Here is a 24629-nt window from a genome sequence, read left to right on the forward strand (position 1 = left end):
CAGGCACATGGCGTTTCAACTGCAGACCGCGACCAGCCAACACCTGGCATTCGCTAGAACCCTGACCCATCAAGCCATGAGCAACTATTATCGCCAATACGATTTGTCGTGGTCCGATGCGGGGTTCGATACCGCTTGGGCCGGGCGGGAGAACTGGCTGATCTGTCGCGATAACGAGGTGCTGGGTTTTATCAGTATCAGTCGTGACCCAAAGGCGTTGTATATCCGCGAATTGCACATCCTTGAGGCGTTTCGTCATCAAGGGGCTGGCGGCTGGGTCATCGAGCAGATGGTGCATAAGGCGCGCGCAGAAGGGTTGGGTCTTTTACGGTTGACCGTTTTCAAGACCAACCCGGCGCGAAGGCTCTATCAGCGCAAGGGCCTGGAAATCGTTGGCGCGGAGGATTGTTTCTGGCGCATGGAGCGCGGATGCCGCCCGTGATCAGGAGCGAGTACTACCCCTTTGAGGAAAACAGGCACTCGATTTTAATAAGCGCATACTGCCTTCAAGAGGTGATTTCGTGATCATGCCTCACGGTTTCGTCCTCAATCAGAATGATGCCGTCCTTCATGCCCAACAGGACCGCCACCTTATGGGCTTCTCCACGCCGTCCCTTTTTGCGCCCAGCGAGCACCTGATAAGTGGTGGCCGGGTCCACGCCATGTTCCCGGGCGAACGCTTGAACAGACTTACCTTGATGTTCCAGCCAGGCCTTGGCTTGTGCAGCAGTGCGAATACCGGGCATAGTTCAAAACCGTTCAAGTTTGTGTAAAACGAGATGAGTGTGTCACCTCTTGGGGTGTGCCAAATAGGATCATACATCCAAATGAGTGGAATCGGTTCCCGGTTAAGACAAGAAAGAGAGCGACTTGGCCTGTCGCAGAAAAACTTTGGTGAAATAGGAGGTGTAGAGGCTAACGCACAGGGAAAATATGAAAATGGCGGGCGCGCGCCCAAGGCGGATTACTTGTCCCGCGTGGCAGAAAGAGGTGTCGATATCCTGTACGTATTAACCGGCACTCCGACGCCGACTCAACTTGAAAACCTGAGCCAGATCGAAGAGAAAGTACTGGGCAACTACCGGGCAATGTTCAAGGAGGACCAGGATGCAATCCATCGCCTGACCTCCACCCTGGCCGAGCATTCAACCTCGAGTAATGGAAAAAGCAGGTCATCGACCCAGGATTCCTGACCTTTTACCCAGCAAATTGAGCCGCCTGCCATTCGGCGAGGGCTCGTTGTGTATTGAAACTCTATATATATGACGCTTGCAGCTAGGTCTGCGCCTTGGTTTTTTGCTAAGGTGTTCAGCAACCTATAAGACCATATCGCGAGGTGTCTGCTTGATTAGGGTGCTAGTAGTCGATGACCATGATCTCGTTCGTACAGGCATTACACGAATGCTGGCTGACATCGATGGCCTGCAAGTAGTCGGCCAGGCCGAGTCAGGGGAGGAGTCCCTGATCAAGGCCCGGGAATTGAAGCCCGATGTGGTTTTGATGGACGTCAAGATGCCCGGGATCGGCGGTCTTGGCGCCACTACGAAGTTGTTGCGCAGCCATCCGGATATCAAAGTCGTGGTAGTCACCGTGTGTGAGGAAGATCCGTTTCCTACACGGCTTCTACAAGCGGGCGCTGCCGGCTATCTGACAAAAGGCGCGGGCCTGGCGGAAATGGTCCAGGCCATTCGCCTGGTGTTTGCCGGCCAACGCTACATCAGCCCGCAGATTGCCCAGCAGTTGGCGATCAAGTCGTTCCAGCCCACCAGCGACTCGCCGTTCGATGCGCTGTCGGAGCGGGAAATCCAGATCGCCCTGATGATTGTCGGCTGTCAAAAAGTCCAGTCGATCTCCGACAAGCTGTGCCTGTCGCCGAAAACCGTCAACACCTACCGTTATCGGATTTTCGAAAAGCTATCCATCAGCAGTGATGTTGAATTGACCCTGCTGGCGGTACGCCACGGCATGGTAGACGCCAGCGCCTGAAATGACAGCCCCAGAAATAAAAGTCCAGTTCGACCCGAGTGCATTTCTTGCAACCTGCAGTGGCCGTCCCGGCGTGTATCGCATGTTCGACAGCGAAGCGCGCCTGCTCTACGTCGGTAAAGCCAAGAACCTGAAGAACCGCCTGGCGAGTTACTTCCGCAAGTCCGGCCTGGCGCCGAAGACGGCGGCGCTGGTGGCGCGTATCGCCCAGGTGGAAACCACCATCACCGCCAATGAAACCGAGGCGCTGCTGCTTGAGCAGACGCTGATCAAGGAATGGCGGCCGCCCTACAACATCCTGCTGCGTGACGATAAGTCCTACCCGTACGTGTTTCTCTCGGACGGCGACTTCCCGCGCCTGAGCATCCATCGCGGTGCGAAGAAGCAGAAGGGCAAGTATTTCGGGCCTTACCCCAGCGCCGGCGCCATTCGCGAGAGCCTGAGCCTGCTGCAAAAGGCGTTTTTCGTTCGCCAGTGCGAAGACAGCTTTTACAAGAACCGCAACCGCCCGTGCCTGCAATACCAGATCAAGCGCTGCAAGGCGCCGTGCGTGGGCTTGGTTGAGCCTGCGGAATACGCCGAGGACGTGCGTCACTCGGTGATGTTCCTCGAAGGCCGCAGCAATGCCCTGGCCGATGAACTGTCCGGCGCCATGGAGCAAGCGGCCAGCACCCTGGATTTTGAGCGCGCCGCCGAGCTGCGCGACCAGATCTCCCTGCTGCGCCGCGTGCAGGACCAGCAGAGCATGGAGGGCGGCACCGGCGACGTCGACGTCATCGCCGCCTTCGTCAACCCGGGCGGCGCCTGTGTGCACCTGATCAGCGTGCGCGGCGGCCGGGTGCTGGGCAGCAAGAACTTCTTCCCCCAGACCGGTATAGAAGAGGAGGTCGCCGAAGTCATGGCGGCGTTCCTTGGCCAGTATTACGTCAGCAGCCCCGAGCGCGACCTGCCGAGCGAGCTGATCGTCAACGTGGTGCATGAGGATTTCCCGGCACTGATCGAAGCGATTCATGGGCTGCGCGGTCGCGAGCTGGACATCAGCCACCGCGTGCGCGGTACCCGTGCCCGCTGGCAGCAACTGGCCGTGACCAACGCCGAACAGGCCCTGGGCGCACGCTTGGCCAACCGCCAGCACGTCGCCGCGCGGTTTGACGCCTTGGCCGAAGTGCTCAACCTCGACGAACCGCCCCAGCGCCTGGAGTGCTACGACATCAGCCACTCCAGCGGCGAGGCTACCGTGGCTTCCTGCGTAGTGTTCGGGCCGGAAGGGCCGATCAAGTCCGATTACCGGCGCTACAATATCGAGGGCGTGACCCCGGGTGATGACTACGCCGCCATGCACCAGGCCCTGACCCGGCGCTTTAGCAAACTGAAGGAAGGCGAGGGCAAGCTGCCGGATATCCTGCTGGTGGATGGTGGCAAGGGCCAGCTGTCCATGGCCCGCGACGTGCTCAACGAATTGGCCGTGCCCGACCTTATCCTGCTCGGCGTGGCCAAGGGTGCCACCCGCAAGGCCGGTTTTGAAACCTTGTACTTGAATGATGCCGCCCATGAGTTCACCTTGAAAGGCGACTCCCCGGCGCTGCACCTTATTCAGCAGATCCGCGACGAAGCCCACCGTTTCGCCATCACCGGCCACCGTGCCCGACGTGGTAAAACCCGGCGTACCTCAACCCTGGAAGGGGTGGCGGGAGTCGGGCCGACGCGGCGGCGGGACTTGTTGAAACATTTTGGTGGCTTGCAGGAGCTGTCCCGTGCCAGCATCGAAGAAATAGCCAAAGCTCCCGGTATCAGTAAAAAGCTCGCAGAGTTGATTTATGCAAATCTGCACAGCGAGTAGAATGCCTTCTCACCTCGTAGCCAGTTGTGCCGATGAATATCCCTAATCTGATCACCGTACTACGCGTCCTGCTCATTCCGATTTTCATTTTGCTGTTTTACCTGCCGTACGAATGGAGTTACCTGGCATCCAGTTCGGTCTTCGCCTTCGCGGCTGCCACCGACTGGCTGGACGGTTACCTGGCCCGCCGCCTGGAGCAGAGCACGCCGTTTGGCGCGTTCCTGGACCCGGTAGCCGACAAACTGATGGTAGCGGTAGCCCTGGTGTTGCTGGTGCAGGAACACGGCAACCTCTGGCTCACCTTGCCGGCGGCAGTGATCATTGGTCGCGAGATCGTCGTCTCGGCCCTGCGAGAATGGATGGCCGAAATCGGCGCCCGTGCCCACGTGGCCGTGTCCAACATGGGCAAATGGAAAACCGCGGCGCAGATGCTTGCCTTGGTCATCCTGCTGGCCAACCCGTCGGACTTCTCCTTCTGGGTACTGCTGGGCTACGCCTTGCTGTTGATCGCGGCGGGCCTGACCTTGTGGTCCATGCTGCAATATTTGCGCGCCGCCTGGCCGCATCTGCGTACCGAGGTTGAAAAGAAATAAAACTTTTTTGAATCAAGGGGTTGACGGGTGATGAGGATTCTATAGAATGCGCATCACCAAGACGCGGGAATAGCTCAGTTGGTAGAGCACGACCTTGCCAAGGTCGGGGTCGCGAGTTCGAGTCTCGTTTCCCGCTCCAAACATAACCCTGCAGAGTTCCACTGAATTCTGTAAGCGATTGAAATCAGGACCTTCGGGTCCTTTTTTCGTTCCGGCGCAAATCGACCTTAAAGAAGCGCGTACCTGCCATGTTGAAATGTCTGCCTTGCTCAGGCGCCATGAGCGGCGTTGATGTGGTGAAGGTGAACGCCGAGCTCTTGCGCGATGGGCGTTACCAGACCAACTTCCTTATTAACTGGGAATATGGCGGCCCCGCTGGCAACCTGGAGAGGCATTCGCGGGTTTCAAGGATCAAGCTGTAATGCTGCGCAAGTCCAGGTATTTGGCAGTATTTCGGCGTTATAAAATTAATATTAGCCGCCGGGCGGCGCTGAAAGCCCCTTACCATGATGTCACCCCCAACGGCCGCCGTACTCGGCCCTGCAGGAGTTACACGTGGAATACTTTGACAAGATCGCCGAGATGGACCGCAACAGCGTCCTGCACCCATTCACCTACCTCAAGGACTACGCCTCGGGCGCCTCCGGTGGGCCCGTGATCGTGGAGAGCGGCAAGGGCGTGCGAATTGTCGACTCTACCGGCCGGGAATACATCGACGGCTTCGCCGGGCTTTACTGCGTCAACGTCGGCTACGGCCGCACCGAAGTGGCCGAGGCCATTGCGCGTCAGGCCTACAAGCTGGCGTATTACCACTCTTACGCCTCGCACACCACTGATGTACTGGCAACCTTATCTGACCGTTTGGTGAAGATGGCGCCCGGCAAGATGTCCAAGGTGTTCTACGGTCTGTCGGGCTCAGATGCCAACGAAACCCAGGCCAAGATTGTTTGGTACTACAACAACCTGCGCGGCCTGCCGAAGAAGAAAAAGATCATCGCGCGTGAGCGCGGTTACCACGGTTGTTCGGTTGTGTCCGGCTCGATGACGGGCCTGAGTTTTTACCACGAGCATATGGACCTGCCGATTGCCGGCATCCTGCGCACGGGCGTTCCCCACTTCTATTGGGGCGGCGTGCCGGGTGAAACCGAGGAAGCATTCAGCGAGCGTCGCGCCGCCGAACTCGAAGCGATGATCCTCGCCGAAGACCCGGATACCATCGGCGCTTTCATCGCCGAGCCCGTGCTGGGTACCGGCGGTATCATCCCGGCCCCGGCCGGTTATTGGGCGCGCATTCAGGCGGTGTTGCGCAGGTATGACATCCTGCTGATTGCCGATGAGGTGATCACCGGCTTTGGCCGAACAGGCGCGTTGTTCGGTTCATATCTCTATGACATCGAGCCCGACCTGATCACCGTCGCCAAGGGCCTGACCTCTGCGTATGTGCCGCTATCAGCGTGCCTCGTCAGCGAAAAAGTCTACAAGGTTATGGAAGAGGCCACCGACCGCGTCGGCAGTTTCTCCCATGGCTATACCTATTCCGGTCATCCGCTGGGTGCCGCCGCCGCCAATGCGGTGCTCGACATCGTTGAAAAAGAAGACCTCACTGGGCAATCTGCACGCCATGGCGCCTACTTGCAAAAGCGTCTGCATGACGCGTTCGCCGACTTGCCGATCGTGGGCGAAGTGCGCGGCGTCGGTATGATGGCCGCTATCGAATTCGTCGCGGATCCACACACCCGCCAGCGCTTCGACCCGGGCCTGAAGATCGGTGCCCGTGTGTCCCAGGCAGCCCGGGACCGCAACCTGATCGCCCGGGCCATGCCCCACGGTGACATCCTCGGTTTCGCGCCACCACTGGTGATGACGGAAGCCGAAATCGATGAAATGGTCCACATCACGGGCCAGGCTATCCACCAGGTCATGGACGAACTCGCCGCGAAATCCTGAACATTGCACCAACCGTAATCAGCGCAGACTGATGACGGAGAACCTGCCTGCTGACACTGCCCTTCATTCCATCATGCTGGTGTACAGGGGAAAGACATGAACACATCGATAGTGCGGGCGGCTCTGTGTGGTTTGGCTTTACTGGCAACGGTGCCCAGCACCTGGGCCGCTACCGGAGTACTCACCGTGGGTACCGAGGGTGACGCGCCGATGTACAGCATGGCCGACGCCCAGGGGAACGTCACCGGCTATGACGCCGACGTGGCCAAGGCGCTGTGTGCGCAGCTGAAAGTGCAGTGCAAGTTTGTGGTGCAGTCGTTCAACACCTTGATCCCGTCACTGTCGAGCAATCGCTTCGACGTACTGATCTCCGGTCTGGGTATCACCGATGCGCGTCGCGAGAAAATCGATTTCTCCATTCCTTATGGTTCGTCACCGCAATACTTCGTCGTAGCCAAGGGCTCACCGGCGCTGCAAGCCACCAACCTCGAGCAGATCATCAAGGCGTTGTCGGGCAAAACGGTGGGCGTGGTCAACGGTACGACCTATGCGCGCTATGTGGCCAAACATGTGCCTGATGCCGACATCAAGACTTATGACTCGGTGGAGCAACTGCTCGGTGATTTGCAGGCCGGCCGCCTCGACTCCGGTTACAGCGACTCCGATACGTGGACCGACTTCTTCAAAACCTCCGGCGGCGCAAAGTTTGCACGGGTGGATGTGAAGATTCGCTCCTCGGATGATCCGGCCACTCTCGGCTATGGCATGGGGGTCGGCATACGCAAGGGCAATGCCGAACTGACAGCCAAGGTCGACACGGCACTGTGCACCCTGATCAACGACGGAACCCTGAGCAAGGTCAGCCAGAAATGGTTCCAGGAGGACTACACCTTGCCGTGCAAGCATTGAGCGAACCAGCGTTCGATAAGGCGGTGAAACAGTGAACGATCTCCTTTCTCTAATGATCACTCAAGGTTGGGGATGGTCGATTCTGCAGGGCAGTGGCGTCACGCTACTGCTCGGCATCCTCGGCATGTTATTGGGCAACCTGTTGGCGCTTCCCATGGCCGTGTTGCGCTGGCAGCGGGTGCTCCTGGTGTCCAGCCTCATCGACGGTTACAGCTTGCTGATCCGTAGTGTGCCGGGCTTGCTTGTCGTCTACCTGCTGTTCTTTGGTTCGGTGGAAGCGGTGGATGCCATCGGGGCTTTCTTCGGTTTCCAGGAAACGCTGCGTAATGCCTACGCGATGATCATGGGCGTGGTGTCCATCGGCCTGATCGCTTGTGCCTACAGCATCGAGGTGTTTCGCGGCGCCTTGCTGGCTATCCCGCAAGGTGTGATCGAAGCGGCTAAATCCCTGGCCCTGCCGCGGTCCATCATCTACCTGAAAATCATCGGCCCATTGATGCTGCGCAACGCGTTGCCGGGCATGAACAACGTCTGGCAAATGACCCTGAAGGACACGTCGCTGGTCTCCGTGGTGGGTCTGGCGGAATTGATGAGGCTGTCGTCCATGGCGGCCGGTTCGACTCGCAATCCCTTGCTGTTCTACGTGATTGCAGGGCTGGTTTTCCTGGCCATTACCGGTGTCAGCCAGCGCCTCTTCAGCGCCGCCGAGCGCTTGCTCAATCGTGGCTTCGGTGGGGTGGTGCAATGAACCTGGAACTGCTCAACGAGGCGTTGCCGCTGCTGTTCAAGGGCGCACAGGTCACTCTGCTTATCGGCCTCTTCGGGATTGTCCTGGGCTTTCCGCTGGGCATCGTCTTCGCGCTGGCACGCCTGTCGTCCAACCGCCTGTTGAGCCGCGTCACCTCGGCCTACAGCGCGTTCTTTCGCGGCACACCGATGTTGGTGCAAATCTTCATTCTGTATTACGGCTTCGGCCAACTGAGTTTTGTGCGAGAGAGCACGGTGGTCTGGTGGCTGATCGGCAGCAGCCTGCACTGCGCCATGCTTGCCGTGGTGCTCAATACCGTGGCCTATGCCTCGGAGATCTTTCGCGGCGGCTTTCAGTCGGTACCACGTGGCCAGGTGGAGGCGGGCCTGGCCTGCGGCATGACCAAGTGGACGCTGCTGCGCCGCGTGCGCTTTCCCCTTGCCATCCGCCAAGCGCTTCCGGCCTATGGCAATGAAGTCGCCATCGTCATCAAGGAATCCAGCCTGGCCTCCACCATCACCGTGCTGGAAATCACTGGATACGCCAAGCGCCTGATGAGCGAAACCTTCGCGATTATCGAAATCTTCGCCATCGCCTCGTGCTTCTACTTGGTACTGAACGTGCTGGCTTTGACCCTGGTGCGCCTGATGGAGCGACGACTCAACGGTGCCGGCATGGCTCGCACCACCCACACCCGTATCTGAAAAGGGCCCCGCTATGAAACACGTACTCATTGTAGGTGCCGGCGCCGTCGGCCTCTCCTGTGCACGCGCCGCCTTGCTGCGCGGCCACCGAGTCACTGTGCTGGAGCAGGGTGCTATCCCCAATACGCGCTCGGCTTCCTTTGACCAGCATCGCCTGATCCGATACCAGTACGGCCGCTCCGTCGGCTACACGCAGATGGTCAGCGACGCCTTCGGAGCCTGGGACGGACTATGGCAAGACCTCGGCGAACAGCACCACCACGCCACCGGTACCCTTGGCATATCCCTGGAGGAGGGCGATTACATCAGTCAGTCGCGGGTGACCCTCGCGCAGATGGGCATCGACCACCAGTGGATGGATCAGACCGCCATCCAACGCCTATGCCCGCAACTGCAACTGCCTGCTCACGCCCAGGGCCTGTACACCACCACCGGCGGGGTGCTGTTTGCCGATCGTATCGTCCTCGGCCTTGCCGCGTGGTGCCGCGAATACGGCGCGGCGTTGCATGCCAACACGGCGGTGTTGTCGGTGGACATCGAACGTGGCCGGGTACATGTCGCAACGGGCGTTTTGGACGCCGACCAGATCATCATCGCCGCCGGCGCCTGGTTGCCCGGACTGTTGCCGGCCTACCGCGACCTGGTCACTGCGCGCCAGGCTGTGTGCTACGTCGAAGCGCCCCCGCAACATCTCGCTCACTGGGCCAACGGCCCCTGCATCACCGACATTGGCCCGGGCGACAACTACGCCCTCATGCCTGTACAAGGCACGGGCCTCAAGTTCGGCTCTGGCATCCACCGTCGCCCTGGCTCCCCCAGCGAAGGCTTCGGCTCGGAGCCGGACGAAGGCTACGCTGTCATCGCCCATTTCGCCCCCTACCTGCGCAACGCCGCTGACTATCGACCGCAGCGTATGCAAGTGGGCTACTACGTTAGAGACGGTGTCGATGCCTTCCGCGTTGAGCCCCAGGGCAAAGCCATCGTTATCACTAACTGCGGCGGCGGGATGTTCAAGTTCTCTGCCCTCATGGGCGAGCGCGTACTCGCCTGCGTCGATCACGAAATCACCCCGGAGCACCTGCAGCACTGGGCCGCTGGGCACTTATCCACTACACCCTTGCCACCCTGAGCCCTGAGCGTGTGGGTTTCTTTCGACGCACCTTTTCAGGGTGCGTCGACATCCACCGGTACGAAAAAGCCTGCTTTCACCCGATCCATGATCACCATCGTTTTGAAACCCTTGATGTCGGCGTTTTCGTAGAAGAACTTGCGGGTGAACGCCTCGTAATCCTCCATGCTGCGGGCCGTCACCACTAACAGAAAGTCGGCGTCGCCCGTTACGTAGTAGCCGTTCATCACCTCTGGGGTTTGCCGGATCGACTGCTTGAAGCGGTCGACGATATCGGCGCGTTCACGTTCCAGCGTGACCAGGACGAACATGGAAATGGGTCGCCCGACGGCTTTGGGTTTGACGATGGATACGTCAGCTTCTATGACCCCGTCGCTTCTTAGCTTTTTGATGCGACGTTGCACGGCGGTAGAGGACAGGCCGATTAGTTTGCCGAGATCTTCGGAGGGAAGGCGGTTGTTTTTTTGTAGAAGCTCGAGAAGGTGAGCGTCAATGCGGTCTAGGGGCATGGAAGGCGATTCTTGATAGTAGAAGGTGGGTTTCTATATGCAAAAACCGGGCTATAAGCGTCAGGATTGCGTAATTTTTGGCCTTGGCAGGTGTTTTTTCTTAACGCGAAGATTGCAACAGTTTCGTGATTTCCTGCGCATTGATAGGCATGCAAAGTAAGTAACCTTGAATGAAAGGGCACTTCATTGCTTTTAAAACCTGCAGTTGGGCGTTCGTCTCGACGCCTTCAGCCGTGATGGCCAGACTTAACGTTTTCCCCAGCGACAGAATGCTTCTGACAATGGCCTCACTCCTGCTGTGGGACATCATTCTGGAGACGAACGATCGATCAATTTTTATGGCGTCGATCGTATAGCGGTCTATGTAGATTAGCGAACTATAGCCTGTGCCGAAATCGTCGAGCGCAACTCGAATACCTGACGTTCGGAGAGTTTCTAACGTTTTTGCAGTGGTTTCAGGTTCATGAAGGAAAACGGACTCCGTGATTTCTATTTGGAGTTCATACGGCTCGATACCTGTCAGTTCCAGTGTGCGTTCTACCTGTGCAATATATCCGTTGGTATTAAGCTCTTTCCCCGAAACATTTACGTTCAGGTGTAATTTCAATTCGGGAAAGGTGTCCTTCCAATATTTGAAGTCTTGGCATGCCTGCAGCATTATCCAGCCGCCGAGCTCGTTAATCATGCCGATATTTTCCGCTACAGAAATGAAAATATCCGGGGGGACTTGACCTAATTCTGGATGTGACCACCGTGCCAGTGCTTCAACGCCGCTTATTTCACCGGATGCAGCATTATAAATTGGCTGGTAATCCACACGAAACTCACGGTTTATCAGTGCTTGCTTAATTGCATTCTGCATCAATAAGGCGTCTATTGCAGCTTTGCGCATCGTGGCATCAAATACTGACCAGCGGCCTCTGCCTTGCTTTTTTGCGGTATACATTGCTACATCGGCGTCTCGTAGCAAGTCCTCTGGAGATGTATGGCTTGAATCGGCTGTGACAATACCTAAGCTGCACGTCGTGAAGATGGCCTGCCCGTTAACGATAAAAGGTGTGCTTAAAAGATTAACAATTTGTTGAGCCAGCTCTACGGCCACTGCCGACTGATTCTCTCCCGTTATGAATATTGCAAATTCATCTCCCCCGACTCTGGCAAATATATCGCTTTCTCTGATGCAGGCCTCGAGACGTCGGGCGACCGCTATTAATAATACGTCACCAGCTCGGTGCCCTAAACTATCGTTTACGAATTTGAACCTGTCCAGGTCAAGAAACAACACAGTGGCTGCCGCTACATGACTGGAAGGGTGAACGTTGAAGATTTCAGACAGCTTCGACATGATATATGAGCGATTATGCAGCGATGTTAAATCATCATGGAGCGTGGCGTATAAAAGCGCTTTCTCTATTCGTTCCCTTTCCAGCAAGCGTGTTTCCAGGGTGATCCTTTCTTCCCTGTCTATATGAGCTTGCTTCGCCAAAAACTCGGCTTCCTTACGTTCACTGATGTCTCGTTGCACAGAGACCCAATGGGTGAACCAGCCTCGCTCATTCGCAACGGGTACGATACTTAACTGGACCCAAAATCGACTGCCATCACGACGCGCATTGATGAGTTCCACTTCAATGGGGCGCCAGTTTATCAGGGCCGAACGAATCAGATCCAATGTCTCTCTGGATGTCTCTTCGCATTGTAGGATGCGTGGCGTCAACCCCACTAGCTCAGCCGCACTGTAGCCGGTGTTGGCAAAAAAAGCGGGGTTGCAGTAAACAATCTTTGGGCCGGCTTGATCAATAGGCGCTGCTTCTGTAATAAGAATTCCATCTTTAGCGTTAACGACGGCTGACTCCAATAAGCGCAGGCGTTCAATGGAAGAGTCAGGGTGATCTTCAGTCGTCCAATCGTTAGCTTGCAGAATGTCTGCAATAATAATGGCATGCGTTTTTAATGCGAATGACTGAGCTTCGATTAGTTTGTTTTTCTGAAAAGGGGTTTTGATAAGCAGTACCCCGATAAGTATCCTGTTTTTTCCAAATACTCCTACGCCGAACATCACGTCGCCCGTTGAAAAGCCAAGGTGATAAAACAATTCGGGCGGTGGGCCGCCATCAAAAATAGTAAAGTCTCCCTGTCGAACGGTTCCCCTTATCCATGATTCAATTTCAGCCTCCAGAGGTAGAGCATTTTCCCGCTCTTTGAGTGAAATGACTTCCCATCGATTGCCGGGCGCGCCTCCTACTAACCAACCGTCCTGACATTCTGCCGAGCCCACCGCAGCCTTTACCAACAGTTTTAAAGCTTTTTTACGAGTATCACTAAGAGTATCGTCCATGTGTTGACTTCCTCAATGATCAACGTGATTCCGGGTCAGGGCCTGGTATGCGTGATGGCACATTAGCATATGTCAACTTTTTAAAGTGCTTAGTGTGATTTTTTCGGTTTTTGCGGTTGAAGGGTGCTCTGCAATGTTGAGAGGCACTCATTAGCGGTTGATCCGGTCTGTCAATCAATTCGAATGAGTGCAATGTAGTTATTCCGTTGCTATTTCGTTCTTGAGCTACAATCTAGCAGGCGGAATTGAAAGGTGTTTTCTATTTGATAGCCTATTTAAGCGTGTGCAGAGTGCTATTTAGATAGTTGTGTAGTATGTTTTTTACCTCGGCGCGTTTTTTTTTGCGCCATTTAAAATCTTGCGCTCTTTTTTTCAGGTGCCTCCCCCCTCCCTGTTGATGCATATTTTGATTTACAGGTTTAAATTTTTATTCGTATTCATTTGACTATGCCTTCGCTAAGATTAGTTGTGCAGCCATTCAATTGGATTGGCCGGTTCATACGGTCTTGAGTTGATACTAAAGTCTTACTCAGTGGGGGTTAATAGTCTTTTTATAACGGTTGTGATGCGGCATTTCCCAGCGGGAAAAATCAATCGCAATGGATGCCCTTGGGAGCTGCGATGGTTGACGATGAAATGCTGAAAACCCTCGAGAGCGTGCTTTGTTGTCTTTCGGGAGTGGTTGTGGTGTTGGATCGCGCCGCTGCGGTTGTCACTGGCAACTCCGCATTCTCAGATTTTCAGTTCCAAAATGCGATATTTCCCGATTTGGACTCCGAGTTTCTCTCTCTTCTGCGGCCTGAGGACCATTGGCTTTTTTATGCCGCGCTTGAAAAAGCGGATGGGCGCTCTCGCGCGTTTTTTGAGGCAACCGCCAGAGCGTCAGGCCGGTTGAGCATATCGATGACGCTATGGTGCGATAACTATTTTATTGTTGAGGTTATTCCACGCCTGGAGTCGCCGGCGCCTCATCCCGGCAACGAAAGCTTCTCTGACATTCCCCTTAAATCCATTTTCGATTCCTCCGGTACGGGTTTGGCGCTGGTGTCACTGGACGGGCGTTGGCTACGGGCCAATGGCGTAATCTGTAAGCTGCTTGGCTACAGTGAGGCACAGCTGCAAGCCACTACGTTCATGGCGCTGACCCATCCCGAAGACCGGGAGGTCGGCAAGCAACTGATTGACGAATTGACGCGCGGTGCCAGGCCTGGTGCCACTCTGCATAAACGCTATATCCATCACGACGGGCAGGTGGTCTGGGTAAGGTTGACCGTTGGATTGGTGCGCGACGATCAGGGGCAACCGTCCTGTTTTGTGTCTCAACTGGAAGACATCACCGAGAACTGGCAGCTTCGTGAAACGCTGATGGGCAGTGAGCTCAAATTTCTCACCCTCGCGGAAAACTCACCCAACATTATTGTGCGTTACGACTGCAACCTGCTACGCCGCTACGTCAACCCGACATTTTTGCTCCTCACCGGAAAGTCTTATGACGAGTCGATAGGCGTCAGCCCTGACGAGGACGCTGGTGACTACCTCAACCAATTGCGCCATGTCCTGGCGACGGGCGAAACGGCGCAATTTCTAGACTCTTGGACCCTCCCGGGCGGCAGCGAGTATGTGAGTTGTGCGGTCAGCCTCATGGCCGAGCGTAGCAATACCGGTGATGTGGTCGGCGTGCTTGCGCTGGCCCATGACATTACGCAATTGCGCAAGCAACAGATGCTGGAAGACGCGCGTCTGGGTATTTTCGAAAAGATGGCGACGGGCTCGGCCTTGGAGGAAACACTGGCGTTGTTGGTGAGCTATCTGCGATTGGCCTTGCCCCATCGCTCCTGCGGCGTAAAGCTTGTAGGGCCACAAGGCATTGACCTGGCGATGTGCATTCCTCCTCCCTCGCTTCTTGCTGACGGCCCTTTTGCATTCTGGTCTGAACCGATCGTGGACAAACAAGGGCACGTCCTTGGTACGTTTGAGTTGTCCCACTCTCCGGGCTCTGTGCCGGATGACAGCGACATTCAGTGCGTGCGCCAGACGTGTCACATTGCCGCAATTGCGATTGAACGCTGGCGTTCAGAGTCATTACTTCGGGAGCGAGAACGCCGTTACCGGGACATTTTCGATCATACCCTGGACATGCTGTGCCTTCTGGAGGTTACCCCAGTCGGCTGCCTGCGTTGTGTCGAGGTCAACCCCGCGTTGTTACAAGTGCTGGGCAAACCTCATGTCGACGTTATCGGTGAGACGCTCGAATCGATATTTGGTCGGTTGAGTGCTCAGAAGATCCATGCGCTCTGCGAGCAATGTACGGTCGCCGGACTTGTGGTTGAGTCTGATGAGGGCCTGGTGCTTCGCAACGAAGTTCGACACCTGCACTTTACCTTGGTGCCGCTGGCGGATCCTGGATGCGTGGGTTCACGGATATTGGTGATCAGCCGCGACATTACCCTGCTGACCAGGGCTCGGCAGAAGGAGCTCGAACGCCAGCACGACATCAACGCACTGGTAGAGAACAGCCCGGACGCGGTCGCTCGGTTGAGCGCTCAGGGCGAAGTGCTCTACGTTAATGCGCAACTGAGAAAATGGGTGGGAGGGGCTTGGCCGGAGCTGATGGGAATGCCGATGGAAGCGGTGGCGCCCCTGAATACACAATCTCAGTTATTTCGCGAATTGGTTGCCCAAGTGATTCATGAAAATAAAGCGACTGAGCAAGAGTTTCTATTCTCGGGTTTGAAGAGCGCACCCAAAGTGGTGCTGATCCACTTTGTTCCAGAGGTTGACGGCCAACGGGTCGTCAGCGTACTGGCGGTGGGACGCGATATTTCCAAGCTGCGTGCGGCCGAGCGGCGCCTGGCCAGTTCCAATGCACAATTGCGTGATCTGTCGACTCGCCGGGAAACGGCGCGGGAAGAGGAGCGCAAACTGATCGCCAGGGAGATCCATGACGAACTGGGCCAGCACCTGACTGCGCTGCGCATGGGCATTTCGTTATTGAGGTTTCAGTTCGGCGCCGCCATGCCCGAACTCACCCCTCAGGTCGAGCAACTGATGGCGCTGACCGATAAGACGATCCAGGTCGTGCGGGATGTCTCTACCAGCCTGCGACCGTCTGCACTGAACCTGGGGCTGGTCTCCGGTCTTGAATGGCTGACCACCGAATTTGTCACCCTGACCCGGGTTCCCTGTGTGTTGCACCTGCCGTTGATTCCTCTGACGCTCCCCGATACCCACGTCACGGCCGCGTTCCGCATTGTGCAGGAGTCGTTGACCAATATCGCTCGCTACGCCGACGCAACACAGGTCAGCGTCACCCTGAGCCCGCAGGAAACGTACTGGCTGCTGGAGGTACAGGATAACGGCAAGGGTTTTGACCCGGACGCGGTCACCCGCCAGACCTTGGGTTTGGCGGGTATGCGCGAGCGCGGCCTGATGTTGGGCGGCAAAGTGATCATTTTCAGTCACCCCGGACAGGGCACGACGGTCCAGGCGTTCATTCCGATGCACAAGGATACGTATTGATGATTCGCATGCTGATCGCCGATGACCACACCATCATGCGCGAAGGGCTCAAGCAGTTGTTCACGCTGGTCGCCGATGTGCAAGTGGTGGCCGAAGCCGAGAGCGGAACGCAACTGATCGAGCTGTTGCGTCAGGTCGAGATCGACCTGTTGTTGCTCGACATGAATATGCCAGGTATCAGCGGCGAAATTTCGATTGCCCGGCTGCACACCCAGTACCCGAATCTGCCCATCCTGGTGTTGAGCATGCATAACGAAATCCATATCGCACAACGCGCATTGCGCGCCGGTGCGCTCGGCTACCTCACCAAGGATCGCGACCCCGAAACGCTATTGATTGCCATGCGTCGAGTCGTCAGCGGTCAACGTTACCTGGACCCTGGGCTGGCAGAACAGATCGCGCTGCAAAGCAGTGGTTTGAAGCAGCAGACCTTTGTCGAAAGCCTGTCTGATCGTGAGTTCCAGATCCTGCGTTTGCTGGCTCACGGCATGAGCGTCAACCAGATAGCCGAGCAGTTGGTGATCAGCAACAAGACTGTCAGCACCCACAAGACTCGGTTGATGGAAAAGATGGGGTTCTGCTCCACGGCGGACATTGTGCGCTTTGCCATGACCTTGGGTATTTCGTGACGGCCGCGCTCAGGTAGGGATTTTCCTACTCTGTTTCCCGGTATCCCTACCCCAGAATAGGGATGGTCTGATGGTGGTGATGCCATTATTGGGCCAGCATCTCTCTCAAGCAATCGAATCGCCGATCAGGCGGTGAAGACATGCTTTGACTGGGAGACAAACCGTGAGCGTACAGACCGCACCCCCTTCAGTTGCTTTGATACTGTTTCCCGTTGCCTTCGCCGGTACGCTCGCAGGGCTTGCGGTTGCCTACAGCGACAGCTTCAGTACGTGGGCGCTGGTAGCCGGGGGGGCGTTGTTTGCCCTGTGTATCGGCATGGGCCTGTGGGCAAACAGGGGGTACCAGGCGCACTGGTACAGCCTGCGGCAGCAGCTCGATCAACCGGCATTAGTCTCGCCGACGTTGGCCGTCGATAGCGGCTTGGCAGAGGTGTGCGTCAGCGTGCTACCGATCTGGTCCCGACAGATAGAAGCCGCTCGCCTGATCAGCGAAACGTCCATCCTCAAGCTCAGCGAACGCTTTGGCACGCTGTCTTCAAACATTAGCCACAGCGTGTCCAGCAATGGTGGTCAAGACGCTTCCCAGCAATTGGTCGACTTGCTGGAAGTTGGCCAGCATGACCTCAACTCCATCGTCATTGCCCTGCGCTCCGCGCTCTCCAATAAAGAGAATGAGCTCAAGGAAGTCATGCAGCTTTCCGGCTTCACTGAGCAACTTCAGCAGATGGCCAAGTTTGTCGGTGACATCGCCAGCCAAACCAACCTGCTGGCTTTAAACGCTGCCATCGAAGCCGCGCGTGCCGGTGAAGCGGGGCGAGGTTTTGCGGTGGTCGCCGATGAGGTTCGCAAGTTGTCGAGTATGTCCGGCGAGACCGGACGCAAGATCAGCGAAACCGTCATTACCGTCAACGCCGCCATTGCCCGTACGGTGCAAATGTCCCGCCACCACGCCGAACAAGACACTTTGACCCTCGCCGACTCGGAGCGCGTGGTGTCGCAGGTGATTGAACATTTCCGCGGGAACGCCCAGACCATCGTGGGCAACAGCCATGACCTGCAACAGCAGAGCGCAAACGTCGCCGACGAGATTGCCCAGGTGCTGGTCGCACTGCAGTTTCAGGACCGCGTCAGCCAGATGTTGACGCTGATCACGCGTGACTTGGGCAAGTTGCAGGCGCAGTTGGACGAGCGCCATGAATTAAGCCTGAGCGGGCATGCCCTTACCCCGATGATCAGTGACTGCTGGCTGCAAGAGCTTTCAACGGCCTACACCATGCCGGAGCAACACGCCATTCATGGCGGTAAGACGCACGCCAAGGCGGATGCCAGCGAAATCACCTTTTTCTAGAGGAGCTTTTCCGATGAGCAAAACCATTCTGATCGTCGACGACTCGGCCTCCATCCGGCAGGTGGTGAGCATTACGCTCAAAGGTGCGGGTTACGACGTGATTGAGGGCTGTGATGGCAAAGATGCGCTGAGCAAACTGGACGGACGCAAAATCCACCTGATTGTCAGTGATGTGAACATGCCCAACATGGACGGCTTCAGCTTCGTCAAGGCCGCCAAGATGCTGCCGGCCTACAAGTTCACGCCGGTCATCATGCTGACCACTGAGGCCAGTGACGCGATGAAGCAGCAAGGCCAGGCCTCCGGTGCCAAGGCTTGGATGGTCAAGCCCTTTCAGCCCGCGCAAATGCTCACCGCGGTCTCCAAGTTGATACTGCCATAGCGTTGGTCAGCGACCGCTGCCCAGGAGGTTTCCATGAAAAGCACCGTCCCGATGCTGCGTCGAATCCAGGTCATGGAAGGCCCGCTGACGATCTACACGGCCACTGAGCAAAAAGACGTGTTGTTGTCATTGTTTCCCCTGGCCCATGAAGTCGAGTTGGACTTATCCAATGTCGACGAACTGGACAGCGCCGGTTTGCAATTGTTGATCCTTGTCAAACGCGAGTCGCTCAAGGAGGGAACGCAACTGCTACTGAGCAACCCCAGCCCGACGGTGATTGAAGCATTGCGGCTCAGCGGCCTTGAAGACTACTTCGCCAATACGCCTTTTGCCCAATCGGCGGGAGCATGATCGTATGGCTCAGCCCATGAACATGGATGACGTGCTGCAGACCTTCGTTGCTGAAAGTCGCGAGCTTCTGTTGCAAATGGAAGATGCGCTGCTACAGATCGAGAAGTCGCCACAGGACCTGGACACGATCAACGGACTGTTCCGCGTGGCTCACACGATCAAAGGCTCGGCAGGCTTGTTTGGCTTGATGCCTATCGTTGAGTTTACCCACGTCGCCGAGAGCGTCCTGGACCGCGTACGCAGCCTGGAAGTGCGCGTAGACGAGGCCTTGAGTGCATTGTTTCTCGACGTCCGTGACCATATTAGCCAATTGATCGACCTATTGGCCGAGGATGGCAACCTTGACCGATTGGATGAGCCGTTACGGGCTCAGGGCCAACGCCTCAGTGAGCACCTGGCTCGGTATCTGGAGGGGCGGGTATCGACCGTATCGCCGACCGTTCAAGGCACGGTACCGGCGGACGAACAGGGTGTGAGTCTTGACCATTGGCATTTGTCGCTGCGCTTTGGTCCGGATGTGCTGCGCAATGGCATGGACCCTTTGGCGTTCCTGCGTTACCTCGGCACGTTGGGGCGGTTGCTGCATACCGTCACATTGTTCGAGTCGCTGCCATCGGTGGCGGCAATGGATCCGGAAACCAATTACTTGGGGTTTGAGCTCGCCCTGGCCAGCGACGCCTCACGGGAGGTCATCGACGGTGCCTTTGATTTTGTTCGCGATGACGCCCTGATATTGATCCTTGCACCGCAGGCCAGTGTCCATGAGTGTCGTGCTCACATTGACGCGCTGCCACAAGACAATGTTGGCCTGCTTGAGCTGCTTGTACGCTGCGGCACATTGACGGAGCCCCAGGCTTTGCTCGTTGCTCAGGAGGGTGAGCAAGCATCGGCCGATAAGCTCGCAGAGCTTGAAGTGCTCCAGGATTCGATCACCCCGTTGATCAAGGCCGGCAAGGGCGCATCCAGCAACGAAGGCAATCTGATTCGGGTCGATGCCGCCAAGCTCGATCAACTGATCAATTTGGTCGGTGAGCTGATCATTGCCGGTGCCGGAGCCAACCTGGTGGCGGTGCGCAGTGGGATTGGCGAGATGATCGAGGCCACCAGCCTGTTGTCGCGGTTAGTGGAGGAGGTACGTGATTCGGCATTGACGCTACGCATGGTGCAGATCGGTGCGACCTTCACACGTTTCCAGCGTGTGGTGCGGGACGTCTCCAAAGAGTTGGGCAAGGACATCGTGCTGCACATCGGCGGTGGCGAGACCGAGCTGGACAAGACCGTCGTCGAACGTATTGGCGACCCGCTGACGCACCTGGTGCGAAACGCCATGGACCATGGCATCGAGCCCGCGACCACTCGTATCAAACGGGGCAAGCCTGCCCAAGGCACGGTACGCCTGAATGCCTATCACGAGTCCGGCAGCATCGTTATAGAGGTGTCGGACGACGGCGGCGGCCTGGCCAAGGACAAAATCCTGGCCAAGGCCCGTGAGCGTGGCTTGGTGGGGGACGGCCAGCAACCGTCGGACAAAGACATCCTGAATTTGATTTTCGAGCCGGGATTCTCCACGGCCGACCAGGTCAGCAACTTGTCCGGCCGCGGGGTGGGCATGGACGTCGTGAAGCGCAATATCACGGCGTTGCGCGGCAGCGTGAGTCTGGAGAGCGAAGAAGGACGGGGCACCACGGTGAAGATTCGCCTGCCGCTGACGCTGGCAATTATCGATGGCTTTCTGATCGGGGTGGGCAAGGCCTCCTATGTGATTCCGCTGAACATGGTGGAGGAGTGCATCGAGTTGGCGCCTCAGCAGGGAGCCGAGACCGGCTACCTGGACCTCAGGGGGGATGTGCTGCCGATCTTGCGGTTACGGGAGATGTTTGATGTGCAAGAGCCTGGAGGTAACCGAGAAAACGTTGTTGTCGTGCACTACGCCGGCCTGCGCGCCGGCCTGGTAGTTGATCGCTTGCAGGGGGAGTTTCAGACCGTGATCAAGCCACTGGGCAAAGTGTTTGGTGATGCCCATGGCCTGGGAGGGTTCACGATCCTCGGGAGCGGGGCCGTGGCCCTGATTCTGGATATCCCCAATTTGCTCGGACGCATTGCCAAGGAAGCCACCCACCGTTCGATTCCAAGTCCTTTATCGACTCAATAAAGCGTCATCAGGAGTTCCTCGCCATGACCGTTATCAAAAATATTACGTTGTTGGTTTTCACGGCAATGCTGGGCGTCTTCGTGTTGGGTGGCACCAGCCTCTATCTGGCCGGTGAAATCAATTCGACCGCCAGTTATGCCAGCGTCAACACAGTGCCCAGCCTGCTTGAGATCGATAGGGCTGCCGAGGCTTTCAACAATCTCCACACCCTGCAATGGCAGCACGTGAGCGACGCGGGAAAAACCACAATCCCATCCTATTCAGAGGCCGTGGCGCAGAGTTTTGGCGTTATCACCAAGGCGTTTGATCATTACCAGGCCGGCCTGATCTCTGATGATCATGATGCGACGCTGTTGAACCAGTTGCGCACCAAACTGGGGGAGTTTGCCACCTTGCAGGCGCGTTTCGACAAGTCGATTGATGACGGTGACAGGGCTGGCGCGCGCGGGCTGATTGAGGCCAGCCAGCCATTGCAAGGCGCGATTCAGGCGGGCATTGCCGAGGTGCGCCAATACAATCTGGAACTGGGACGTAAAGCCCAGCTGTTGGCTTCCAGCACCCAGCAGAACGCGCGCTCCATTATTTTACTGGTCGGCGCACTGACCCTCTTGGCCACAGTCCTGATCGGTGTATTGCTGGGACGTAGTTTGATGCGCCAGTTCGGCGGTGAGCCGGTGGTCGTTCGCGCCTTCGCTCAACGCTTGTTGGCGGGAGACCTGGATGCAAAAGCCACACTCAAGGCGGGCGACACCACTAGCCTGATGGCTTGCATGCAGCAATTGGGGGCAAGTTTGCATGGGCTGGTCGCGGAGATAAACCGTATGTCCAGCGAACACGACAAGGGCGAGATCGACGCACAGATCGATGCCGGTCGCTTTCATGGCAGTTACGGCTCCATGGCCCAGGGCATCAACGATATGGTCAACGGCCACATTGCGGTCAAGAAAAAAGCCATGGCCTGTATCCGCTCCTTCGGTGAAGGTGATTTGTCAGCGCCTCTGGAGCAATTCCCTGGAAAAAAAGCCTTTATCAACGAAAGCATCGAGCTGTTACGCACCAACATCCTGGCACTGATCAATGAAATGAAGCACATGGCCAGCGAGCACGAAAAAGGTGACATCGACGTCATGATTGATATCGAGCGCTTTGCCGGTTCGTACCGCGACATTGGCCAGGGTATCAATCAGATGGTCAGCGGCCATATCAGCGTTAAGAAGAAGGCCATGGCCTGTATCCGCTCTTTTGGCGAAGGCGATCTGTCTGCGCCCCTGGAGCAATTCCCCGGCAAAAAAGCCTTCATCAACGAAAACATCGAGCAACTGCGAGCCAATATTCTTGCGCTCGTCGAAGACACGAGCCAGATCAGTGACAGCGCGCTGATCGGCAAACTGGACACCCGGCCTGACGCTGCGCGGCATCAAGGTGATTTCCGCCGGATCATCCTGGGTATCAATGGTTCGCTTGATGCGATCATCGTGCCTATTACCGAGGCCATGGACGTATTGTCGGCGATGTCCGGCGGCGACCTGACCCGCAGCATCACCGGTGATTATCAAGGCAAATTCCTGGAACTGAAAAACTCGGTCAATGGCACTGTCGAAAAGCTCTCGGAAATCATCAGCGAAGTGCGCGGCTCTGCGGACTCGTTGTCCAGTGCCTCGGAGGAAATCTCCGCCACGGCCCAAAGCATGAGCCAATCAGCCTCCGAGCAGGCTGCGTCGGTCGAGCAGACCTCGGCGTCGATGGAGCAAATGTCGGCGTCCATTGCCCAGAACACCGAAAATGCCAAGGTGACCGATGGCATGGCTGGAAAAGCCAACAAGGAAGCTTCGGAAGGCGGTCGTGCAGTGAAGGACACGGTGGCCGCGATGAAGACCATCGCCGAAAAAATCGGCATCGTCGACTCGATCGCTTACCAGACTAATTTGTTGGCGCTCAACGCGGCGATTGAAGCGGCACGTGCCGGCGAGCACGGCAAAGGGTTTGCGGTGGTGGCCGCCGAAGTGCGCAAACTGGCCGAGCGTAGCCAGATCGCCGCTCAGGAAATCAGTGAGGTGGCCAAAAACAGCGTTGCCTTGGCCGAGCGGGCGGGCAACCTGTTGGACGAGATTGTGCCGTCGATCGCCAAAACATCGGACCTGGTGCAGGAAATTGCCGCCGCCTCAGAGGAGCAATCCATCGGGTCTGAGCAAATCAACAGCGCGATGTCGCAGATGAGCCAGCTGACTCAACAAAACGCTTCGGCGTCCGAGGAACTGGCGGCAACGGCTGAGGAAATGAGCGGCCAGGCCGAGCAGCTGCAGGAGCTCATGGGCTTTTTCACCGTACAAAGCAAGCGCGCGAGTCGGGCCATCTCGATGCCCATTATCAGTCGTGCGGCGTCGATGCTCGATCAGGACAGCCGTTCGACGGAGGGCGGTTTCGTCCGCTTCGGGAGCTGACCCATGAGTGCCTCAGTTGTTATGCCGGGCACTTTCGAGCCAGCCACGCACGTGGATGAGCCCTTGCAATACCTGACCTTTTTGGCGGCTCAGCAGATGTATGCGGTCAACACGCTGAGTGTTCGCGAGATCATCGAATACAACCAGGTGACGACCGTGCCGATGATGCCGGCATTTCTGCGAGGGGTCATCAATCTTCGCGGCTCGGTGGTGCCGGTCGTGGACCTCAAGGCACGGTTTGGCAAGGGCGCGACGGTATTGGGCAGCCGTACGTGCATCGTCATTTTGGAGGCGGCGAAGGAGGGCGAATCCCAGGTCTTGGGGGTGGTAGTGGACTCGGTCAGCGAGGTGATCGAGATCCTTGATATTGATATCAAGCCCGCACCGGCCTTCGGTAACCCTATTCGTACCGACTTCATCAGGGGGATGACCAAGGTGCGAGGCGACTTTGTCACGCTGCTGCAGATTGAGCATGTTTTGTGTGTCGATGAGATGGCCGGCTTGATGTGAGCTCGACGCGTACGGCCGCCTCCCCAGGCGCAACCGGAAAGTAATTGACCCGAGGTGATTCATGGCGCTACCCATCGAAAGTCCAGGCAATGCCACGGTCTCGAGCCCGAGCCAATACCTCACCTTTGAGCTGGGGGATGAGATGTTCGCCGTTGGTACGCTCAACGTACGAGAAATCATCGAGTATGGGCCGATCACCAGCGTGCCGTTGTTGCCCCCCAGTATCCGGGGCGTGATTAATCTGCGAGGCGCTGCGGTGCCGGTGCTGGACCTGGGAGTGCGCTTTCGCGGCGAACGCACGGTACAGACCTCAAGAACCTGCTTCGTGATCATCGAGGTACAGGCCAGTACCTTGCGCAAGCCGGTGGGCATCATTGTGGATGCGGTCAGCGAGGTACTGGAAATCGCTGATCAGGACATCGAACCCTCGTTGAATTTCGGTACCGATGTCAGGGCGGACTTTCTATTGGGTATCGGCAAATTAGAGAGCGGTTTTGTGCTGTTGCTGGATATCGGTCGCGTGTTGTCGCTGGAGCAAGTCGATGCGCTGGTGAAGCTTGAGTCCCCGCTGCCCTCAACCGCCTGATTTTTCTT

Annotated in this window: 22 protein-coding genes, 1 tRNA gene and 1 pseudogene; 21 read left to right on the forward strand and 3 right to left on the reverse strand. The window is 57.0% G+C overall.

Features of this window, described 5'->3' with window-relative positions; genetic code table 11:
• Positions 1-7 precede the first annotated feature (7 nt).
• Positions 8-442, forward strand: a complete 435-nt coding sequence (locus CEC48_RS08970; RefSeq protein ID WP_088423411.1) for a GNAT family N-acetyltransferase — start codon at positions 8-10, stop codon at positions 440-442.
• Positions 443-506: 64 nt separating this feature from the next.
• Here CEC48_RS08970 and CEC48_RS08975 read toward each other — a convergent pair whose 3' ends face one another.
• Positions 507-746 (reverse strand): DNA-binding protein, encoded by a 240-nt coding sequence (locus CEC48_RS08975; RefSeq protein ID WP_088423412.1) that lies wholly within the window; start codon positions 744-746, stop codon positions 507-509.
• Between the two features lie 81 nt (positions 747-827).
• On the opposite strand from CEC48_RS08975, the gene CEC48_RS08980 reads away from it, so the two are divergent.
• From CEC48_RS08980 to CEC48_RS09025, 10 genes are all read left to right on the forward strand, one after another.
• Positions 828-1193, forward strand: a complete 366-nt coding sequence (locus tag CEC48_RS08980) for a helix-turn-helix domain-containing protein (protein WP_088423413.1) — start codon at positions 828-830, stop codon at positions 1191-1193.
• Positions 1194-1344: 151 nt separating this feature from the next.
• A complete protein-coding gene (uvrY, locus tag CEC48_RS08985; protein WP_008436066.1) occupies positions 1345-1986 on the forward strand; it encodes a UvrY/SirA/GacA family response regulator transcription factor in 642 nt (213 codons plus the stop codon).
• Position 1987: 1 nt separating this feature from the next.
• A complete protein-coding gene (uvrC, locus tag CEC48_RS08990; RefSeq protein ID WP_371917751.1) occupies positions 1988-3826 on the forward strand; it encodes an excinuclease ABC subunit UvrC in 1839 nt (612 codons plus the stop codon).
• Between the two features lie 32 nt (positions 3827-3858).
• Positions 3859-4419, forward strand: a complete 561-nt coding sequence (pgsA, locus tag CEC48_RS08995; protein WP_088423414.1) for a CDP-diacylglycerol--glycerol-3-phosphate 3-phosphatidyltransferase — start codon at positions 3859-3861, stop codon at positions 4417-4419.
• Between the two features lie 63 nt (positions 4420-4482).
• Positions 4483-4558 (forward strand) — tRNA-Gly (locus tag CEC48_RS09000).
• Positions 4559-4974: 416 nt separating this feature from the next.
• Positions 4975-6366 (forward strand): aminotransferase, encoded by a 1392-nt coding sequence (locus CEC48_RS09005; RefSeq protein WP_088423415.1) that lies wholly within the window; start codon positions 4975-4977, stop codon positions 6364-6366.
• 96 nt (positions 6367-6462) lie between these two features.
• The gene (locus CEC48_RS09010) at positions 6463-7275 is read left to right on the forward strand and encodes a transporter substrate-binding domain-containing protein (RefSeq protein ID WP_088423416.1); all 813 of its coding nucleotides are present in this window, start codon (positions 6463-6465) and stop codon (positions 7273-7275) included.
• A 52-nt stretch (positions 7276-7327) separates the two neighbouring features.
• The gene (locus CEC48_RS09015; RefSeq protein ID WP_088423417.1) at positions 7328-8023 is read left to right on the forward strand and encodes an ABC transporter permease subunit; all 696 of its coding nucleotides are present in this window, start codon (positions 7328-7330) and stop codon (positions 8021-8023) included.
• Positions 8020-8727 (forward strand): ABC transporter permease, encoded by a 708-nt coding sequence (locus CEC48_RS09020; RefSeq protein WP_088423418.1) that lies wholly within the window; start codon positions 8020-8022, stop codon positions 8725-8727. Before CEC48_RS09015 ends, CEC48_RS09020 begins: the two co-directional genes overlap by 4 nt.
• A 13-nt stretch (positions 8728-8740) precedes the next feature.
• Positions 8741-9856 carry an FAD-binding oxidoreductase gene (locus tag CEC48_RS09025; protein WP_088423419.1) on the forward strand — a complete coding sequence of 372 codons (1116 nt, stop codon included), beginning with the start codon at positions 8741-8743 and terminating at the stop codon, positions 9854-9856.
• Positions 9857-9891: 35 nt separating this feature from the next.
• Here the strand turns inward: CEC48_RS09025 and CEC48_RS09030 are convergent, their stop codons facing one another.
• Positions 9892-10365 carry an Lrp/AsnC family transcriptional regulator gene (locus tag CEC48_RS09030; RefSeq protein WP_088423420.1) on the reverse strand — a complete coding sequence of 158 codons (474 nt, stop codon included), beginning with the start codon at positions 10363-10365 and terminating at the stop codon, positions 9892-9894.
• A gap of 100 nt (positions 10366-10465) precedes the next feature.
• Positions 10466-12703 (reverse strand): EAL domain-containing protein, encoded by a 2238-nt coding sequence (locus CEC48_RS09035; protein ID WP_088423421.1) that lies wholly within the window; start codon positions 12701-12703, stop codon positions 10466-10468.
• A gap of 621 nt (positions 12704-13324) precedes the next feature.
• Here CEC48_RS09035 and CEC48_RS09040 point away from each other — a divergent pair.
• The 10 genes and pseudogenes from CEC48_RS09040 (at position 13325) to CEC48_RS09080 (ending at position 24621) form a co-directional block, all read left to right on the forward strand.
• Complete coding sequence (locus CEC48_RS09040) at positions 13325-16222, forward strand: PAS domain S-box protein (protein WP_256579685.1); 2898 nt, start codon at positions 13325-13327, stop codon at positions 16220-16222.
• The gene (locus CEC48_RS09045; RefSeq protein ID WP_088423423.1) at positions 16222-16851 is read left to right on the forward strand and encodes a response regulator transcription factor; all 630 of its coding nucleotides are present in this window, start codon (positions 16222-16224) and stop codon (positions 16849-16851) included. Before CEC48_RS09040 ends, CEC48_RS09045 begins: the two co-directional genes overlap by 1 nt.
• A 316-nt stretch (positions 16852-17167) precedes the next feature.
• Positions 17168-18199 carry a methyl-accepting chemotaxis protein gene (locus CEC48_RS09050; RefSeq protein ID WP_371917754.1) on the forward strand — a complete coding sequence of 344 codons (1032 nt, stop codon included), beginning with the start codon at positions 17168-17170 and terminating at the stop codon, positions 18197-18199.
• A gap of 13 nt (positions 18200-18212) precedes the next feature.
• Entirely contained in the window at positions 18213-18581 is a 369-nt protein-coding gene (locus CEC48_RS09055; protein ID WP_088423424.1) for a response regulator, read from the forward strand.
• A gap of 33 nt (positions 18582-18614) precedes the next feature.
• Complete coding sequence (locus CEC48_RS09060) at positions 18615-18932, forward strand: lipid asymmetry maintenance protein MlaB (RefSeq protein ID WP_088423425.1); 318 nt, start codon at positions 18615-18617, stop codon at positions 18930-18932.
• 4 nt (positions 18933-18936) lie between these two features.
• A complete protein-coding gene (locus CEC48_RS09065; RefSeq protein WP_256579687.1) occupies positions 18937-21084 on the forward strand; it encodes a chemotaxis protein CheA in 2148 nt (715 codons plus the stop codon).
• Positions 21085-22001: 917 nt separating this feature from the next.
• Positions 22002-22406: pseudogene (locus CEC48_RS32115) on the forward strand (methyl-accepting chemotaxis protein); the annotation flags it as partial.
• A 66-nt stretch (positions 22407-22472) separates the two neighbouring features.
• Complete coding sequence (locus CEC48_RS32120) at positions 22473-23525, forward strand: methyl-accepting chemotaxis protein (RefSeq protein WP_371917755.1); 1053 nt, start codon at positions 22473-22475, stop codon at positions 23523-23525.
• A 3-nt stretch (positions 23526-23528) separates the two neighbouring features.
• Entirely contained in the window at positions 23529-24035 is a 507-nt protein-coding gene (locus CEC48_RS09075) for a chemotaxis protein CheW (RefSeq protein ID WP_256579688.1), read from the forward strand.
• A gap of 61 nt (positions 24036-24096) precedes the next feature.
• Entirely contained in the window at positions 24097-24621 is a 525-nt protein-coding gene (locus CEC48_RS09080; protein WP_088423429.1) for a chemotaxis protein CheW, read from the forward strand.
• Positions 24622-24629 lie beyond the last annotated feature (8 nt).

The sequence above is a fragment of the Pseudomonas sp. K2I15 genome (genome assembly GCF_002204795.1).
Classification (GTDB): Bacteria; Pseudomonadota; Gammaproteobacteria; order Pseudomonadales; family Pseudomonadaceae; genus Aquipseudomonas.

Bases quoted from the DNA above. Each gene is read 5' to 3' on its own strand.
- CEC48_RS08970 (WP_088423411.1), top strand. From the start codon at position 8: ATGGCGTTTCAACTGCAGACCGCGACCAGCCAACACCTGGCATTCGCT.
- CEC48_RS08975 (WP_088423412.1), bottom strand. From the start codon at position 746: ATGCCCGGTATTCGCACTGCTGCACAAGCCAAGGCCTGGCTGGAACAT.
- CEC48_RS08980 (WP_088423413.1), top strand. From the start codon at position 828: ATGAGTGGAATCGGTTCCCGGTTAAGACAAGAAAGAGAGCGACTTGGC.
- uvrC (WP_371917751.1), top strand. From the start codon at position 1,988: ATGACAGCCCCAGAAATAAAAGTCCAGTTCGACCCGAGTGCATTTCTT.
- pgsA (WP_088423414.1), top strand. From the start codon at position 3,859: ATGAATATCCCTAATCTGATCACCGTACTACGCGTCCTGCTCATTCCG.
- CEC48_RS09010 (WP_088423416.1), top strand. From the start codon at position 6,463: ATGAACACATCGATAGTGCGGGCGGCTCTGTGTGGTTTGGCTTTACTG.
- CEC48_RS09015 (WP_088423417.1), top strand. From the start codon at position 7,328: ATGATCACTCAAGGTTGGGGATGGTCGATTCTGCAGGGCAGTGGCGTC.
- CEC48_RS09020 (WP_088423418.1), top strand. From the start codon at position 8,020: ATGAACCTGGAACTGCTCAACGAGGCGTTGCCGCTGCTGTTCAAGGGC.
- CEC48_RS09025 (WP_088423419.1), top strand. From the start codon at position 8,741: ATGAAACACGTACTCATTGTAGGTGCCGGCGCCGTCGGCCTCTCCTGT.
- CEC48_RS09030 (WP_088423420.1), bottom strand. From the start codon at position 10,365: ATGCCCCTAGACCGCATTGACGCTCACCTTCTCGAGCTTCTACAAAAA.
- CEC48_RS09035 (WP_088423421.1), bottom strand. From the start codon at position 12,703: ATGGACGATACTCTTAGTGATACTCGTAAAAAAGCTTTAAAACTGTTG.
- CEC48_RS09040 (WP_256579685.1), top strand. From the start codon at position 13,325: ATGGTTGACGATGAAATGCTGAAAACCCTCGAGAGCGTGCTTTGTTGT.
- CEC48_RS09045 (WP_088423423.1), top strand. From the start codon at position 16,222: ATGATTCGCATGCTGATCGCCGATGACCACACCATCATGCGCGAAGGG.
- CEC48_RS09050 (WP_371917754.1), top strand. From the start codon at position 17,168: ATGGGCCTGTGGGCAAACAGGGGGTACCAGGCGCACTGGTACAGCCTG.
- CEC48_RS09055 (WP_088423424.1), top strand. From the start codon at position 18,213: ATGAGCAAAACCATTCTGATCGTCGACGACTCGGCCTCCATCCGGCAG.
- CEC48_RS09060 (WP_088423425.1), top strand. From the start codon at position 18,615: ATGAAAAGCACCGTCCCGATGCTGCGTCGAATCCAGGTCATGGAAGGC.
- CEC48_RS09065 (WP_256579687.1), top strand. From the start codon at position 18,937: ATGGCTCAGCCCATGAACATGGATGACGTGCTGCAGACCTTCGTTGCT.
- CEC48_RS09075 (WP_256579688.1), top strand. From the start codon at position 23,529: ATGAGTGCCTCAGTTGTTATGCCGGGCACTTTCGAGCCAGCCACGCAC.
- CEC48_RS09080 (WP_088423429.1), top strand. From the start codon at position 24,097: ATGGCGCTACCCATCGAAAGTCCAGGCAATGCCACGGTCTCGAGCCCG.